The sequence below is a fragment of the Shewanella corallii genome, from assembly GCF_023349125.1.
GTDB lineage: Bacteria > Pseudomonadota > Gammaproteobacteria > Enterobacterales > Shewanellaceae > Shewanella > Shewanella corallii.
The window spans coordinates 125,357-138,307 of sequence record NZ_JAKIKT010000008.1 but is presented as its reverse complement, the minus strand read 5'-3'; the positions used below and the strand labels follow the sequence as shown (position 1 = coordinate 138,307).

The window sequence follows — 12,951 nt, the reverse complement described above, 5'->3', positions numbered from 1 at the left end:
TGAGGGGAGGTCGCTGTTAACAGCCAGCAGCGGGTATCAACTGGTGGTGGACCCTGGCTGCAGCAGTTGCTGAGCGGTGAGCAGTTCACTGTCAAACAACCCCTGCGCCACCGCATCAAGCAAGTGAGTTTTAACCGACTTCACTTTATTGAGCGGAACTTTCAAGCGGGAGCAGCCGGGTTGTATTCGGGTCAGGTCCAACACCTTTTTGCCCAGTTTAAGCGTTAGTATGCGTTCATTATCATCGTCACCCGGGCTTTCATGAATTTTGGCTCTGCTGCGGCACTCCGACAGGGTCAGCTCCCAGATTCTTTTGCGCTGCTTGTTACCCGCTCTGTGATTGATAAAGGCATACTCTTTGACCGCCTCAAGTGGGGCCAGTCCATTGTCCTGACTCATACTGCTACCTCCGCAATCCGTGGACCCTTGTCGGTATGGGACAAGCTGGTCCATGTTACCTCTCTGTGACTTTCGAATTCTGCCATTGAGAATTGCAAATACTCCTTTAGGGTTATTTAAATGTATTGTCCCGGAGGCTGTCATGTTTTTATGTTGTAAATGTGATCTGGATGAAAAAGGCGCCCGAAGGCGCCTTGGAATTGCAGGAAAAGTCCGGATTATCCTGCAACCCGGACGGGGGCACATCAGTCAAGAGAATGACCGTGATGTTGCACCAGTTTCTGAGGCGAGTGACAGGTGGCACAGGCCTCTTTGGCGTTTTGAGCTTCAGTCTTTTCAGGACCAAAATATCCGCCGTTATTACGCATATGGGCAAAACCGGCTTCAGACATATACTTCTGGTGACAGCTCAAACAAGAGCCCACGTCCGCAGAGGCAAACCAGGTATTGTTGGTGTAGATGTCTTCCGGGAAGGCCAGGGCTGCGCCGCCGTTACGTCCCAACTCGAAGCCATAGTTCATACCACCCCATCCCTCTTCAGCAGAGTGGCAGGTGGTACAGTCGGTTTTCAGTACAGTACCACTGCCGCCATGACCATTGTGATGACCTTCAGCTTTGTGGGCTTTGTACATAAAGTTGGTGGACTTGAACATCTCTTTGCCGTTGTCGTCGGTGCCGGCAGACTTGATGTTCTTGTCATTGACGTGACAGGAGATACAGTTCACGCCGTTTGAGTCGTGATAGAACTCGGCGCTGTGACAGTCGTGACACCTGGCGTTATCTACAATGCTTCTGCGCTGTGCTACCTGCTTGTCCGGATCTCCGAGAAAAGCGCGGTAAGCGTCGGTTTGCACATAGGCAGGGTAGGCATTCTCTGCACTACAGTCGGTCAGTTGATCTGTCTTACCGGCGAAGCACACTTTCAGCACTGGCAGGATTTCCAGTGAACGCTCGGCTATGTCCGCAGGCAGTGCCAGCGTATAAGTCTTGTCTCCCTTCATTTTCTCTGTGGTGACAGTGAATACCCTGGTTTGCTCATTGTATTGAGTTGAACCATCACCAATCAGACTGAAACGTCTGTGGTCATAGGTGGTTCCAAGAGTTTCACCGGCGCCGGTTGACTCAGGGTAGTCTTTCTCAACATCCCAGCTGACTACCATATATGGGTTGCTGTATCCCTTTTGATAGACCTGCTCTTTAGGGACAGCATTGCCCTGTGCATCCATGATGGTGACATCAAATTGCAGCAGGTTTTCAGGTGTGACTGTGACCTGGGTGACCGATACATCGAAGCCTTTGGCTGCGTCGTATGGCGCGTTCATCTTGGTGTGATCAGTACCGCCGTGGCACTGAATACAGGTCATCTCTTCAGGAATGGTGACATTGCCGTGCTGAGCCGGAGAGTCAGTGTGACAGCCGGTGCATGCGTTGGCGTTGGCATGCTCTTTCCACAGAGTCATATCAGCCAGCTGCTCATCCTCGACGTGACAGGTCTGACAATCCATAAAAGGCTTGGTTGGGAATATTGGATAATCAAAGGCATGGGCACCACCATAGCCCTGCACCGTGTATGGCATGGGAACGATATCACCACTGGCATCTTTACCTTCCCGGTTTGGCCCCATATGAATTGCGTGGACCATATGACCAAGTTCGACAGACACGCCGTTGGGATCTGACACCATGCCATTGTGGCAGGACTGGCAGTTTTCCATATCCAGTCTGCGTCCACCGTGAGCTTTCAGGCTGTCGGGCTGGTGGCAGGTGTAGCAGGTTTCCATAGTGACCAGTTGACGGGTTTCGATACCATCCTGACTGCCACTGGCGGGTATCCAGTCATAGTGGGCATTCTCGGCAAGTTCATGGCCTGAGTCGTATTCGAACTGCATTTCGATGGCAATTCTCTGGGTCAGGGCCGAGTCAAAGCTGATGCCTGCTGCGTCAACATAAGTGTTGAGGTTAGTCTGGAAGGTGTAGCTGTAGCTGCCATCCTTGTTATCTGTCAGGCAGTCCGGACAATCTTTAATTTTTTCAAAACCCTGTTCAAAGGTGGTGGCGTCGTCGTTGGTGGCATCGTTCAACAGGGATTGCCACTGCTTTAATTTTCCGTCCACTGCCATTTGAGCAATGGAAAAACGAAAGTCGTGGAATGGGTTGTCGCCGTCCAGACCAAACAGGCCAACTCCCTGCTTGTTGGTTAACTCAAACTCAAGGGTAATAACACCATCGTTGATCACTGCCGATGTGATGTTGGCATTGGCCTCATTGGCCATATCAATATGAAGGCCTACTGCGCCCGGATCGCCCGGATCGCCAGGGCCGCCAGGGCTGCCATCTTCACCATCTTTTCCATCTTCACCATCGCAGGCGGCCAGAGCGAGCGCTCCGGCCATAACCACCCACAGATTACGTTTGCTCCATCTCATTGCTCATTCTCCTTTTAGGAATTGTAATTTTCATAAATGAACAATGAGACTTTATCTAATTGAAATAAAAGGGTTGTTGATGGGGTTCAAAGAAAAATCCGGGCAAATATCCGGCGTTATTTTGGTAAATATATTGGAAATTATCCGGCGAATTATCGGGGCAAAGATTCCCATGACCCTGCTATCGACTTGGTTTATCTGAATATTGGATTGAACTAATCGGAAAATTGGTCTGTATAAATTTTAACCATGGGTCTAGCTTTAAAAGAGCCATAGCTATCCGCGCCACAGATGAGACGTTGATCTGTGACACTCACCAACCATCAATTCAGTGGGGGGAGAAACATGTCACTGAAAGGATCACAAACCGAGCAAAACCTTAAAGACGCCTTTGCGGGCGAATCACAAGCCAACCGCCGTTATCTCTACTTTGCATCAAAAGCCGATGTTGAAGGCTACAACGATGTTGCTGCGGTATTCCGCTCCACCGCTGAAGGTGAAACCGGTCATGCCCATGGGCATCTGGAATACCTGGAAGAAGTGGGGGATCCTGCGACCGGTCTGCCAATTGGCGGCACCTCAGATAACCTCAAATCTGCTATTGCCGGCGAAACCCATGAGTACACAGATATGTACCCGGGGATGGCAAAAACTGCCAGAGATGAAGGATTCGATGAAATTGCTGACTGGTTTGAAACCCTGGCCAAAGCTGAGCGAAGTCACGCCAACCGCTTTCAAAAGGCGTTGGATCAGTTGGACGCCTGATATCCCGTCATTATCTACAGGGAGTTTCGGCTCCCTGACTTTTTCTGCCGGAGATGGATATGAGTAAAAAAGAAGGTAGCCTGGAGGCCCCAACCCGACATCCCATAGCTTGGCAAACCCCGGAGTTTTACGATCGTGAGGCATTGAACAAGGAGTTGGAGCGGGTATACGACATCTGTCATGGTTGTCGCCGTTGTGTTTCCCTGTGCAATGCTTTTCCTGTGTTGTTTGACCTGGTTGATGAGTCAGAGACCATGGAAGTAGACGGGGTCGACAAGGCGGATTATCACAAAGTGGTGGATCAATGTTACCTGTGTGACATGTGCTACATGAGCAAGTGCCCTTATGTGCCACCCCATGAGTGGCAGGTGGACTTTCCCCACCTGATGCTCAGAGCCAAAGCGGTGCATTTTCAGGAACAGGGTGCCCGCTTCCGGGACAAGCTGATCACCAGTACAGACACCATGGGAAAGATGGCCTCCACCCCGGTAATCAGCGCCGTAGTCAATGCCAGTAATAAGAATGGCCTGTTCCGTAAAGCGCTGGAATCATCTTTGGGGATTCATCATGAGGCGCCTTTGCCGGGGTATGACTCCAACCCCCTGAGAAAGCGTGCCCGCATACTCGCCAGGCCAGAACAAGACACTCAGGTTAATGCCATTGGCGAAACCACTGGCAAGGTTGCCCTGTATGCCACCTGTTACGGCAATTACAACAGTCCCTATCTGGCAGAAGATTTCTTTAAAGTATTTCAGCACAACGATATTCACCTTGAAGTGGTGCCCAAAGAGCAGTGCTGCGGTATGCCGAAACTGGAGTTGGGGGACTTTGAGTCAGTGGCCAAATTAAAACAGGCCAATATTCCGGTCCTGGCAAAGCTGGTGGATGAGGGGTTTGATATTATCGCGCCCGTGCCATCCTGTGTGTTGATGTACAAGCAGGAGTTGCCCTTGATGTTCCCCGATGACCCGGATGTACTTAAGGTACAAAGGGCCATGTATGACCCATTTGAGTATCTGTTCCTGCGTCATAAAGGCAGTGGCCTCAAGCTGGATTTCAAGCAGGGGCTGGGCGACATCAGCTATCATGTGGCCTGCCACTTGCGGGTTCAGAACATTGGCCTGAAAACCCGGGATGTGCTGGCATTGATCCCAGACACCAATGTTAATGCGATTGAGCGCTGCTCTGGCCACGACGGCACTTATGCCGTAAAGGTGGAAACCCGTGACGCTTCGGTCAAAATTGCACGGCCAGTGGTTCGTAAGTTGGAGCAACTTAATTCGCCCCATGTTGCCAGTGATTGCCCCATGGCAGCGACTCATATTACCCATCTATCCAAATCCGGCCAGCAACCTGTGCATCCTATGACCTTGCTCAGGCATGCCTATGGACTGTGAATTTAAGGAGGCAGAAATGCTCACCAGAGAGGACTTATGGTCGTTGGAAGAATATGCAGTCAGGCGCAATGATTTCAGAGCCAGAGTGATGGACCACAAACGTCACCGGCACATTGCCATTGGTGACCATGTCAGGCTGTTGTTTGAAGATAAAATCACGATTCAATATCAGATCCAGGAGATGCTCAGGGTGGAGCGCATCTTCGAACCTGACGGTATTCAGGAGGAGTTGGATGCCTATAACCCTTTAATCCCCAACGGCAGTAACCTTAAGGCAACCCTGATGTTTGAGTACACAGATGTCGAGCAAAGAAAGCGTATGTTGACGCTGCTTAAGGGAGCGGAACATAAGGTGTGGCTTAAAGTGGCGGAACATCCTCAGGTCTTTGCCATAGCCGACGAAGATCTGGAGCGGGAAAACGACGAGAAAACCTCAAGCGTGCACTTCTTAAGGTTCGAGTTGTCTGATGCAGATATTCATGGGCTGAAATCCGGAGAGGAGTTAATGATTGGTATTGACACTCATCATGTGCAGCCCAATTTTACCCTGGTAGACGATGCTGGCAGGCTGGCATTAAGTGAAGATTTGGAAGCCAGACTCTTCCAATAGTAAATGGATACAGATAAGGCAGGATGCTCGATGTTGTTTGAACTTGTGTATATGTCCCGGGCCCAGAGCCCTATGGTGGAAAGAGATTTAACAGCCCTGTTGGTCGAGGCCAGAGCTAACAATGAGCGTGTCGGCATTACCGGGATGTTGCTGTATCGTAATGGCTCTTTCCTGCAACTGCTGGAAGGCGAAGAGCAGCAGGTGCTTAAGCTCTATGACACGGTGCGACAAGACCCCAGGCATGGCCGGGTCACCCAACTATATTCTCATCATCTGCCTCAGCGTCATTTTGCCGATTGGAGCATGGGGTTTGTGAATGCAGACCGGGTAGATGAAGAGCAGTTACCAGGCCTGTCCGATATTATGTCTGACAGGTTTGACGCCTCTGCATTACAACAGATGAAAGCGGCGTCGGTGGAGATACTGCTCTACTTCAAAGATCAGGCTTAAGCCAGAATATCTTCCAGGGCGGGTTCCAATTGGGAGAACTCAAATTCAAAACCTTCAATGGTGGCTTTGCTGGGCACCACGTACTGGCCTTCTGTCAGCAGCATGGCACTTTCCCCCAGAATACACTTGAGCGCAAATGCCGGAGCCGGCAGAAAAGCGGGGCGATGCAGCACTTTGCCCAGGGTTTGAGTGAAGGTTTTGTTGCTGACCGGAACCGGGGCGGTGGCATTGTATACCCCGCGGGCCGATTCAGTTTCCAGCATGAAGCGAATCAACCCCAGCAGGTCATCGAGGTGAATCCAGCTCATTCCCTGTTCGCCATGACCTATGGGACCGCCCAACCCCAGCTTGAAGGCGGGTAACATTTTCGCCAGTGCGCCGCCATTGGCTCCGAGGACAATACCTATTCGTGCAATACAAACCCGGGTCTGCTCGCCGTCAGCTTGCAGGGCCAGGTTTTCCCATTTGGCGCAAAGGTCATGGGCGAAATCCGGATTGGGCTTGGCGGTTTCTGTCAGGGGCGTGGTGTCGTGGATACCGTAAAAACCGATGGCGGAAGCACTGATAAACACCTGAGGCGGGGTTTGCGAGGCTTTGATTAACCCTGCAAGTTTGGCGGTGAGATCCCAGCGGCTGTGGCACAGTCGATGCTTTTGGGCATCACTCCAGCGTTTACCTACAATGGGTTCACCGGCGAGGTTAATGACAGCCTGAAAGCCATCAAGGTTATCTAAATTATCGAGCGTCTCTATGCATGCTACTGAAGGAATAACGCGTCGTGCGTTATTGACATTGCGTGTCAGCACCACTATCTCATGGCTGGGAGATAATAATTTGATCAGCGCCTGACCGATAAAGCCAGTTCCCCCGGTAAGTAAAATCTTCATGCTTGCCTCTGCTCCTGTTTAGGGTCTGTTGACCTCTCATGGTTGAATTTTGCTCGTCCTGGATGCGCGTTAATCGTGACGTAAGGTCTGCTGCCTGATGGACCTATGCAAATACCTTTCACTACCTGCCAGCTGCGACTCTGGATCATATCTTTGCTGGCTAATTATCTGATTTATTGGCACTGTAGCAGTATATTCCAATTCTGCCGCTACCGGCTTTTAAATCAAAGGGGATGAGAATGAACCGCTTGGAAGGCGCATCACTCGCCTATCGGGGCTTTGCCGTCATGGCCTTTTTGGTCATTATTCTGGCTGGTATCAAGGCAGCCAGCGCGATTGTTGTTCCTTTCGTGCTGTCAGCCTTTATCGCCGTTATCTGTAATCCGGTTATTCAGTTGATGGTGCGTTACCGCTTTCCCAAGTTGTTGGCTGTGTCCCTGCTGATGGTGTTCATCGTGTTGATGGGGCTTTGGCTGGCATCTGTGGTCGGTAGCAGTATCAACGATTTCTCCCGTCAGTTACCCCAATATCAAAGCCAGTTGGTTGAACAGTTTGCCTGGGTGCTGGATAAACTCAGAGAGTTCAATATTCAGATCTCCAAAGAGAAGGTGCTGGCGTTGTTTGACCCCGGAATGGCGCTGTCGATGACCACTAATATGCTCTCTGGTGTGGGCAATGTGATGGCCAACCTTTTCCTGATTATTCTGACCATTGTATTTATGTTGTTTGAGGCATCGGATCTGCCCAAAAAACTGCATTTTGCCCTGGATGATCCGGATATGCGTTTGCAGCAAATTGATAAGGTACTTCAGTCCATCAATCAATATATGGTGATAAAGACCCTGGTGAGTGTAGCCACGGGTGTAATTGTGGGTATAGGCCTTTGGATCATAGGGGTGGATTACGCGCTGCTGTGGGCAGTAGTAGCGTTTCTGTTCAATTATATTCCCAATATAGGTTCTATTATCGCGGCCGTGCCCGCAGTACTGCTGGCTTTTTTGCAACTGGGCCCGGCTCAGGCCGGTGTTGTGGCAGGTTTGTATCTTGGGGTGAATACCGTGATGGGCAATATTGTTGAGCCCAAATTTATGGGACGTGGCCTGGGTCTGTCTACTCTGGTGGTATTTCTGTCGTTAATCTTCTGGGGCTGGTTGCTGGGCAGTGTGGGTATGCTGTTGTCAGTGCCCTTAACCATGATTGTGAAAATTGCACTTGAGTCCAGCAACAGTGGTAAATGGCTGGCGATTTTGCTGTCTGATAAAGTCAGTGAGGATGAGAATGACAAGGTGGAGCAGGCAGAACAAGCCCAATAGGGTGATTTGTGGTATCTTGCTGCCAATTTCCGGCCATGGGTTGTCCATGGCCTTTTTTATGATTGGACCTTATGCACGCATTTATTGAACAACTTGCGACGCTGGAGTTGCCCAGTGATTCCGGCCGTATTTTCCATGGTCGCGGCGGTAAGTATGCCGGCGCTGAACATCTGTGTCTGGACTGGTTTGCCCCTGTCTTGCTGCTGACCAGTTTCAGACCGCTTGAACAGGAACAGCTGCAACAACTAATTTCCACGCTTGAGGCGTTCTGGCAAAGAGTCGGTCAGGGTCAAACCTTGAACCTGGTGTATCAATATCGTGCCGGTGGCCAGACTGAGACTCAGGTCATTGCCGGAGAGGTGCCCTGGCAGCATGTGGTTGAAGAAAATGGCAATCGCTTCAATATCCACCTGATGCGGGGTCAAAACCACGGTTTGTTCCTGGATATGCGTGAAGGGAGAGCCTGGGTACAGGCCAATGCCAAAGGCAAGCGGGTGTTGAATCTGTTCTCCTATACCTGTGGCTTTTCGGTTGCGGCGATGGCGGGTGGGGCAGAGGCTGTGGTGAATATCGATATGGCTAAAGGTGCACTGTCGACCGGTAAGCAGAATCACCATCTCAATGGCTTTGATAAAAACGTCAGCTATCTGGGCCATGATATCTTCAAGTCATGGGGTAAGCTGCGCAAGTATGGTCCTTATGATCTGGTGATTGCCGATCCGCCGAGTAATCAAAAGGGCAGCTTTGTGGCGACCAAGGACTATGTTCGCTTGTTGCGCAAACTCCCTGAACTCTTGAATGCGGATGCGGAGTTGCTGCTTTGCCTGAACGCGCCTGAGCTGAACACTGACTTCCTGAAAGGTCAGGTGCAGGATGCCGCGCCATCACTTTCATTTGTTGAGCGTTTGCCCAACCCTGAGGTGTTTGCGGATATCGATGAGGAGAAGTCCCTCAAGGTGCTCAGATATAAATTGGCGGAAAGCTAGGATTTAAGCTGGCAGAATGTGAGCTTAACAAAGCCCCTTGCTATCCCGGACGTTGGGTAGCCAGGGGCTTTTGTTTATCTGTGGCTAACGATGTTTGCCTGATGTCTTGAAGGCTGACTTATTTCAACTTACTCAGTCAAATTTGACTTGTTAACCTGAAAGGCTTTCATGATCGCGGCTTCTTGATGGGCGTTTTTCAGTGGTTTATGCCGATTTAAGGCATTTTTGTATACCGAAACTGAAAGTTTTCTGTAACTCTGTGCGGGTTGGTGTTAGACTTTGAAGTGCGCTAAAGGAGTTTTATGTGCACCCAACAAGGCAAAGTGTCACCGAAAATAGGCACGCCTCTGTTCCCGACGAAGTATGGAGTTGTGATGGAAATTCAAGAGTACGAAAACGCCTATTATCAGGTTCAGGACGAAGTGATCGAGTCTCTGCCTGTTGATATGGATGAAGAAGCTTTTCTGGATTAATTCCACAAGCCAGACTTGGAACTGACCCACTCCAAGTCGCCTCTGTATCTGTGTAGACCCAGCAGAACAAGCAAAAAAACAGCAGCCTCGGCTGCTGTTTTTTTATGTGTGATTCAAACGGGCTACTGTTAGCGCAGTTTCTCCGGGACGATCTCGGTAATAACCCAGATACCTTTACGCTTCTCCAGCCTCAGGGTTCTGTCGTCTTTCCACTTCTGGCCATTTTTGCGGCCGGTGAGTTTCACTACCACTGTGGTGGAATCACTGAATTTACGGAAGAAGTCCAGATCCACTTCCATAATCTCAATGGTGACGTCGGTCATCGACAGATTCAGCATATGACGCTGCACGGAAGAGGCAATGCGATAGTGCTGCAGCAACTCCTTAATGGAGACATCGACATACTGTTCAGCCTGTTTCACATTACGGTCGACATAGATGGCTTCAAAAAAGCCTCTGGAAGTGAGCTCTGGTGTACTGGGGGGGCCCTGGATATCGTCGGAACACCCTGTGGTTATAAAAGCCGCCAGCATCGCGGTAATAAGCAGAATAATACGCATAGTTTTCCATGTGTTATGTTGACTTCCCTGATAACAAGTATTGCGATATGGCGCTCATTGATCAAGTTTAGCTTCCGCCCGTTTACGCCTGCTGCAATCTGGCGGGATGAGTCAGAGATCGCAAAAAGATCATAAAGACTTGACAAAGACGTGCTACAGCAGGATTCTGAAAGGCCAAGGCAAGGATTGTTATCCACAAAATCTGTGGACAACTTTGTTGACGACTGTGGTCAAACCTCTCAATGTGCTGAAAATAAAGGTTATTTTCGGCTGTCTATTTTTGCTCCACCTTAACTTTTCAACAGTATCAAGCAGTTAGCCAGGTTAGTCTTTATACCGGGAACGCGTGAAATTTGTTCATGTATCCGGTGCGATACTGTCTGTCGAGGCCTGATTGGTGTCAGAGTCCGCATGTGTTCCGGGCCGCAGCTCAATTTCCTGCAAGCATAAAAAAACCGGCCACAAGGCCGGTTTTTTGCGTCTGTCACTCAGATTACTGAGTGGCCTGAATCGCAGTCAGGGCGATGGTGTAGACGATATCGTCAACCAGAGCACCACGAGACAGATCGTTTACAGGCTTGCGCATACCCTGCAGCATTGGACCGATAGAGATCAGGTCTGCAGAACGCTGTACCGCTTTGTAAGTGGTGTTACCAGTGTTCAGATCCGGGAATACGAAAACGGTAGCCTGACCGGCAACAGGGCTGTCAGGAGCCTTGGAGCGGGCAACGTTAGGCATAACCGCAGCGTCGTACTGCAGTGGGCCGTCGATAGCCAGATCAGGGCGCTTCTCTTTAGCGATGCGGGTTGCTTCACGTACCTTGTCTACGTCGCTGCCCTGACCAGAGTTACCGGTTGAGTAACTGATCATCGCAACGCGTGGCTCGATGCCGAAAGCGATAGCAGATTCAGCAGACTGAATGGCGATATCAGCCAGCTGCTCAGCAGTTGGGTCTGGGTTAATGGCACAGTCACCGTAAACCAGAACCTGATCCGGCATCAGCATGAAGAAGATAGAAGACACCAGGCTTGAACCTGGAGCTGTCTTGATCAGCTGCAGCGGAGGACGAATAGTGTTGGCAGTGGTGTTAACCGCACCGGACACGATACCGTCTACTTCGTTTTGAGCCAGCATCATGGTACCCAGTACCATGTTGTCCTGCAGCTGTTCACGGGCAACCACTTCGGTCATACCCTTGTTGCGACGCAGTTCAACCAGAGGCTCAACATAACGCTCACGTACCAGCTCAGGATCAACCAGATCAACGCCTTCACCCAGAGTCACGTTCTGCTGCTCAGCAACACGACGGATCTCGTCAGGGTTACCCAGCAGTACACAGCGGGCAATGCCACGCTCAGCACAGATAGCGGCAGCCTTGATGGTACGAGGCTCGTCACCTTCAGGCAGAACGATGGTCTTCTTGGCAGCACGGGCCAGCTCGGTCAGCTTGTAACGGAAAGCTGGTGGAGACAGACGATGCTCGCGAGGCGAGTTCTGAGTCACGCTTTCAATCCAGTTCTGATCGATATGACCAGCCACATAGTCCTGAACCAGTTCGATACGTACGGCATCGTCAACAGGCACTTCGTGGTCGAAACGCTGGATATTCAGCGAGGTTTGCCAGGTATTGCTGTCGATCAGGAACACAGGCAGACCAGTTTCGAACGCTTGCTCACACAGGGCCATGACTTCTGGCTCAGGCTCGTAAGAACCGGTCAGCAGCAGGGCGCCAATCTTCATGCCGTTCATAGCCGCCAGACAGGCAGACACGATAACGTCAGAGCGGTCACCAGAGGTCACCAGCAGAGAGTCAGGCTTGAAGTGAGAAATCATGTTCGGGATGCTGCGAGCGCAGAAAGTCACGTTACGCAGACGACGGGTGTTCATCTCACCGGCATTGATGATGCGGGCACGCAGGTGCTTGGCCAGATCAGATGCACGTGGAGAGATCATCTCCAGGTTGTATGGCACGCTACCCAGAATACGCAGCGGGCTTTGACCTGGCAGCTGGAACATCGCAGAAGAGTCCAGACGCGCTGGCGCTTCACGATCGAACATATCGGTCAGATCAGGACGGGTGCGACCTTCGTCATCAACCGGAGCACCAATCTTGTTGATGATGGCACCGATCAAACGCTTGTTCTCGCTACCACCCCAGGAGTTGTAAGCGATTTCCAGACGGTTCATCAGAGCAGTCGGAGAATCGTTACCAGGAGTCGCAACAAAGATCACGTCGGCGTCCAGCGCTTTGGCGATGGCATAGTTCACGTCGTCGGCAAAAGGATGGCTGCGGGTCTGAACCAGAGCTTCAACAATCAGAGTCTCGGTGTTGTCAGCACACTCAGCAGCACGGGCGATGATCTCTTCCATCAGCACATCTTCCTGCTCAGAGCGGATCAGTGCTTCGGCGTGAACCATCTGGAACGGCTCGAGTGGGTTAACAGTAGGAGATTTGCTCAGGATAGTGGTTGAGCGCTCAGGACCTGTGTCGTGTGGACGCAGTTGGCTGATAGGCTTGAAGAACTGTACTTTTACGCCGTGACGTTCCAGCGCGCGTACCATCCCCAGGCTAACAGAAGTCAAGCCAACACCTGTGCCAATAGGGACTAACATAATCTTGCGGGGCATATAAAACCTCTTGGTTTCAATGGCGACAGCAGCCACTGGGCTGCTGTAACTATTTT

General features: G+C 50.8%; 11 protein-coding genes. 6 read left to right on the top strand and 5 right to left on the bottom strand.

From position 1 onward, the window contains the following. Window positions 1-36 precede the first annotated feature (36 nt). Together L2725_RS18420 and L2725_RS18415 are read right to left on the bottom strand one after the other, a co-directional pair. Window positions 37-399 carry a hypothetical protein gene (locus tag L2725_RS18420; RefSeq protein WP_249250296.1) on the bottom strand — a complete coding sequence of 121 codons (363 nt, stop codon included), beginning with the start codon at window positions 397-399 and terminating at the stop codon, window positions 37-39. Between the two features lie 245 nt (window positions 400-644). Further along, the gene (locus tag L2725_RS18415; RefSeq protein ID WP_249250295.1) at window positions 645-2,825 is read right to left on the bottom strand and encodes an OmcA/MtrC family decaheme c-type cytochrome; all 2,181 of its coding nucleotides are present in this window, start codon (window positions 2,823-2,825) and stop codon (window positions 645-647) included. Between the two features lie 345 nt (window positions 2,826-3,170). On the opposite strand from L2725_RS18415, the gene L2725_RS18410 reads away from it, so the two are divergent. From L2725_RS18410 to L2725_RS18395, 4 genes are read left to right on the top strand one after another with little or no spacing between them, the layout of a single operon-like run. Next, a complete protein-coding gene (locus L2725_RS18410; protein WP_248934808.1) occupies window positions 3,171-3,590 on the top strand; it encodes a rubrerythrin family protein in 420 nt (139 codons plus the stop codon). A gap of 59 nt (window positions 3,591-3,649) precedes the next feature. Beyond that, window positions 3,650-4,987 (top strand): heterodisulfide reductase-related iron-sulfur binding cluster, encoded by a 1,338-nt coding sequence (locus L2725_RS18405; protein ID WP_249250294.1) that lies wholly within the window; start codon window positions 3,650-3,652, stop codon window positions 4,985-4,987. A gap of 16 nt (window positions 4,988-5,003) precedes the next feature. Further along, window positions 5,004-5,597 (top strand): DUF3501 family protein, encoded by a 594-nt coding sequence (locus L2725_RS18400; RefSeq protein ID WP_249250292.1) that lies wholly within the window; start codon window positions 5,004-5,006, stop codon window positions 5,595-5,597. 30 nt (window positions 5,598-5,627) lie between these two features. Beyond that, on the top strand, window positions 5,628-6,047 hold the full coding sequence (locus L2725_RS18395) for a BLUF domain-containing protein (protein WP_249250291.1): 420 nt from the start codon (window positions 5,628-5,630) through the stop codon (window positions 6,045-6,047). Here the strand turns inward: L2725_RS18395 and L2725_RS18390 are convergent. Then, entirely contained in the window at window positions 6,044-6,934 is an 891-nt protein-coding gene (locus L2725_RS18390; protein WP_249250290.1) for a TIGR01777 family oxidoreductase, read from the bottom strand. The genes L2725_RS18395 and L2725_RS18390 overlap by 4 nt on opposite strands. Before the next feature lie 239 nt (window positions 6,935-7,173). On the opposite strand from L2725_RS18390, the gene L2725_RS18385 reads away from it, so the two are divergent. Continuing rightward, window positions 7,174-8,247 carry an AI-2E family transporter gene (locus L2725_RS18385; RefSeq protein WP_249250289.1) on the top strand — a complete coding sequence of 358 codons (1,074 nt, stop codon included), beginning with the start codon at window positions 7,174-7,176 and terminating at the stop codon, window positions 8,245-8,247. A gap of 71 nt (window positions 8,248-8,318) precedes the next feature. Further along, on the top strand, window positions 8,319-9,233 hold the full coding sequence (locus L2725_RS18380) for a class I SAM-dependent methyltransferase (RefSeq protein ID WP_249250288.1): 915 nt from the start codon (window positions 8,319-8,321) through the stop codon (window positions 9,231-9,233). Between the two features lie 601 nt (window positions 9,234-9,834). On the opposite strand, the gene L2725_RS18375 is transcribed toward L2725_RS18380, so the two are convergent. Further along, window positions 9,835-10,266, bottom strand: a complete 432-nt coding sequence (locus L2725_RS18375) for a hypothetical protein (RefSeq protein ID WP_115138137.1) — start codon at window positions 10,264-10,266, stop codon at window positions 9,835-9,837. Between the two features lie 493 nt (window positions 10,267-10,759). Beyond that, window positions 10,760-12,895 (bottom strand): phosphate acetyltransferase, encoded by a 2,136-nt coding sequence (gene pta / locus L2725_RS18370; protein ID WP_248934801.1) that lies wholly within the window; start codon window positions 12,893-12,895, stop codon window positions 10,760-10,762. Between the last annotated feature and the right edge of the window lie 56 nt (window positions 12,896-12,951).

What these genes read in the sequence shown, in the direction of transcription:
- L2725_RS18390 (WP_249250290.1), bottom strand. Translation starts at nt 6,934, where the DNA reads ATGAAGATTTTACTTACCGGGGGAACTGGCTTTATCGGTCAGGCGCTG.
- L2725_RS18410 (WP_248934808.1), top strand. Translation starts at nt 3,171, where the DNA reads ATGTCACTGAAAGGATCACAAACCGAGCAAAACCTTAAAGACGCCTTT.
- L2725_RS18385 (WP_249250289.1), top strand. Translation starts at nt 7,174, where the DNA reads ATGAACCGCTTGGAAGGCGCATCACTCGCCTATCGGGGCTTTGCCGTC.
- L2725_RS18380 (WP_249250288.1), top strand. Translation starts at nt 8,319, where the DNA reads ATGCACGCATTTATTGAACAACTTGCGACGCTGGAGTTGCCCAGTGAT.
- L2725_RS18375 (WP_115138137.1), bottom strand. Translation starts at nt 10,266, where the DNA reads ATGCGTATTATTCTGCTTATTACCGCGATGCTGGCGGCTTTTATAACC.
- L2725_RS18395 (WP_249250291.1), top strand. Translation starts at nt 5,628, where the DNA reads ATGTTGTTTGAACTTGTGTATATGTCCCGGGCCCAGAGCCCTATGGTG.
- L2725_RS18415 (WP_249250295.1), bottom strand. Translation starts at nt 2,825, where the DNA reads ATGAGATGGAGCAAACGTAATCTGTGGGTGGTTATGGCCGGAGCGCTC.
- pta (WP_248934801.1), bottom strand. Translation starts at nt 12,895, where the DNA reads ATGCCCCGCAAGATTATGTTAGTCCCTATTGGCACAGGTGTTGGCTTG.
- L2725_RS18400 (WP_249250292.1), top strand. Translation starts at nt 5,004, where the DNA reads ATGCTCACCAGAGAGGACTTATGGTCGTTGGAAGAATATGCAGTCAGG.
- L2725_RS18420 (WP_249250296.1), bottom strand. Translation starts at nt 399, where the DNA reads ATGAGTCAGGACAATGGACTGGCCCCACTTGAGGCGGTCAAAGAGTAT.
- L2725_RS18405 (WP_249250294.1), top strand. Translation starts at nt 3,650, where the DNA reads ATGAGTAAAAAAGAAGGTAGCCTGGAGGCCCCAACCCGACATCCCATA.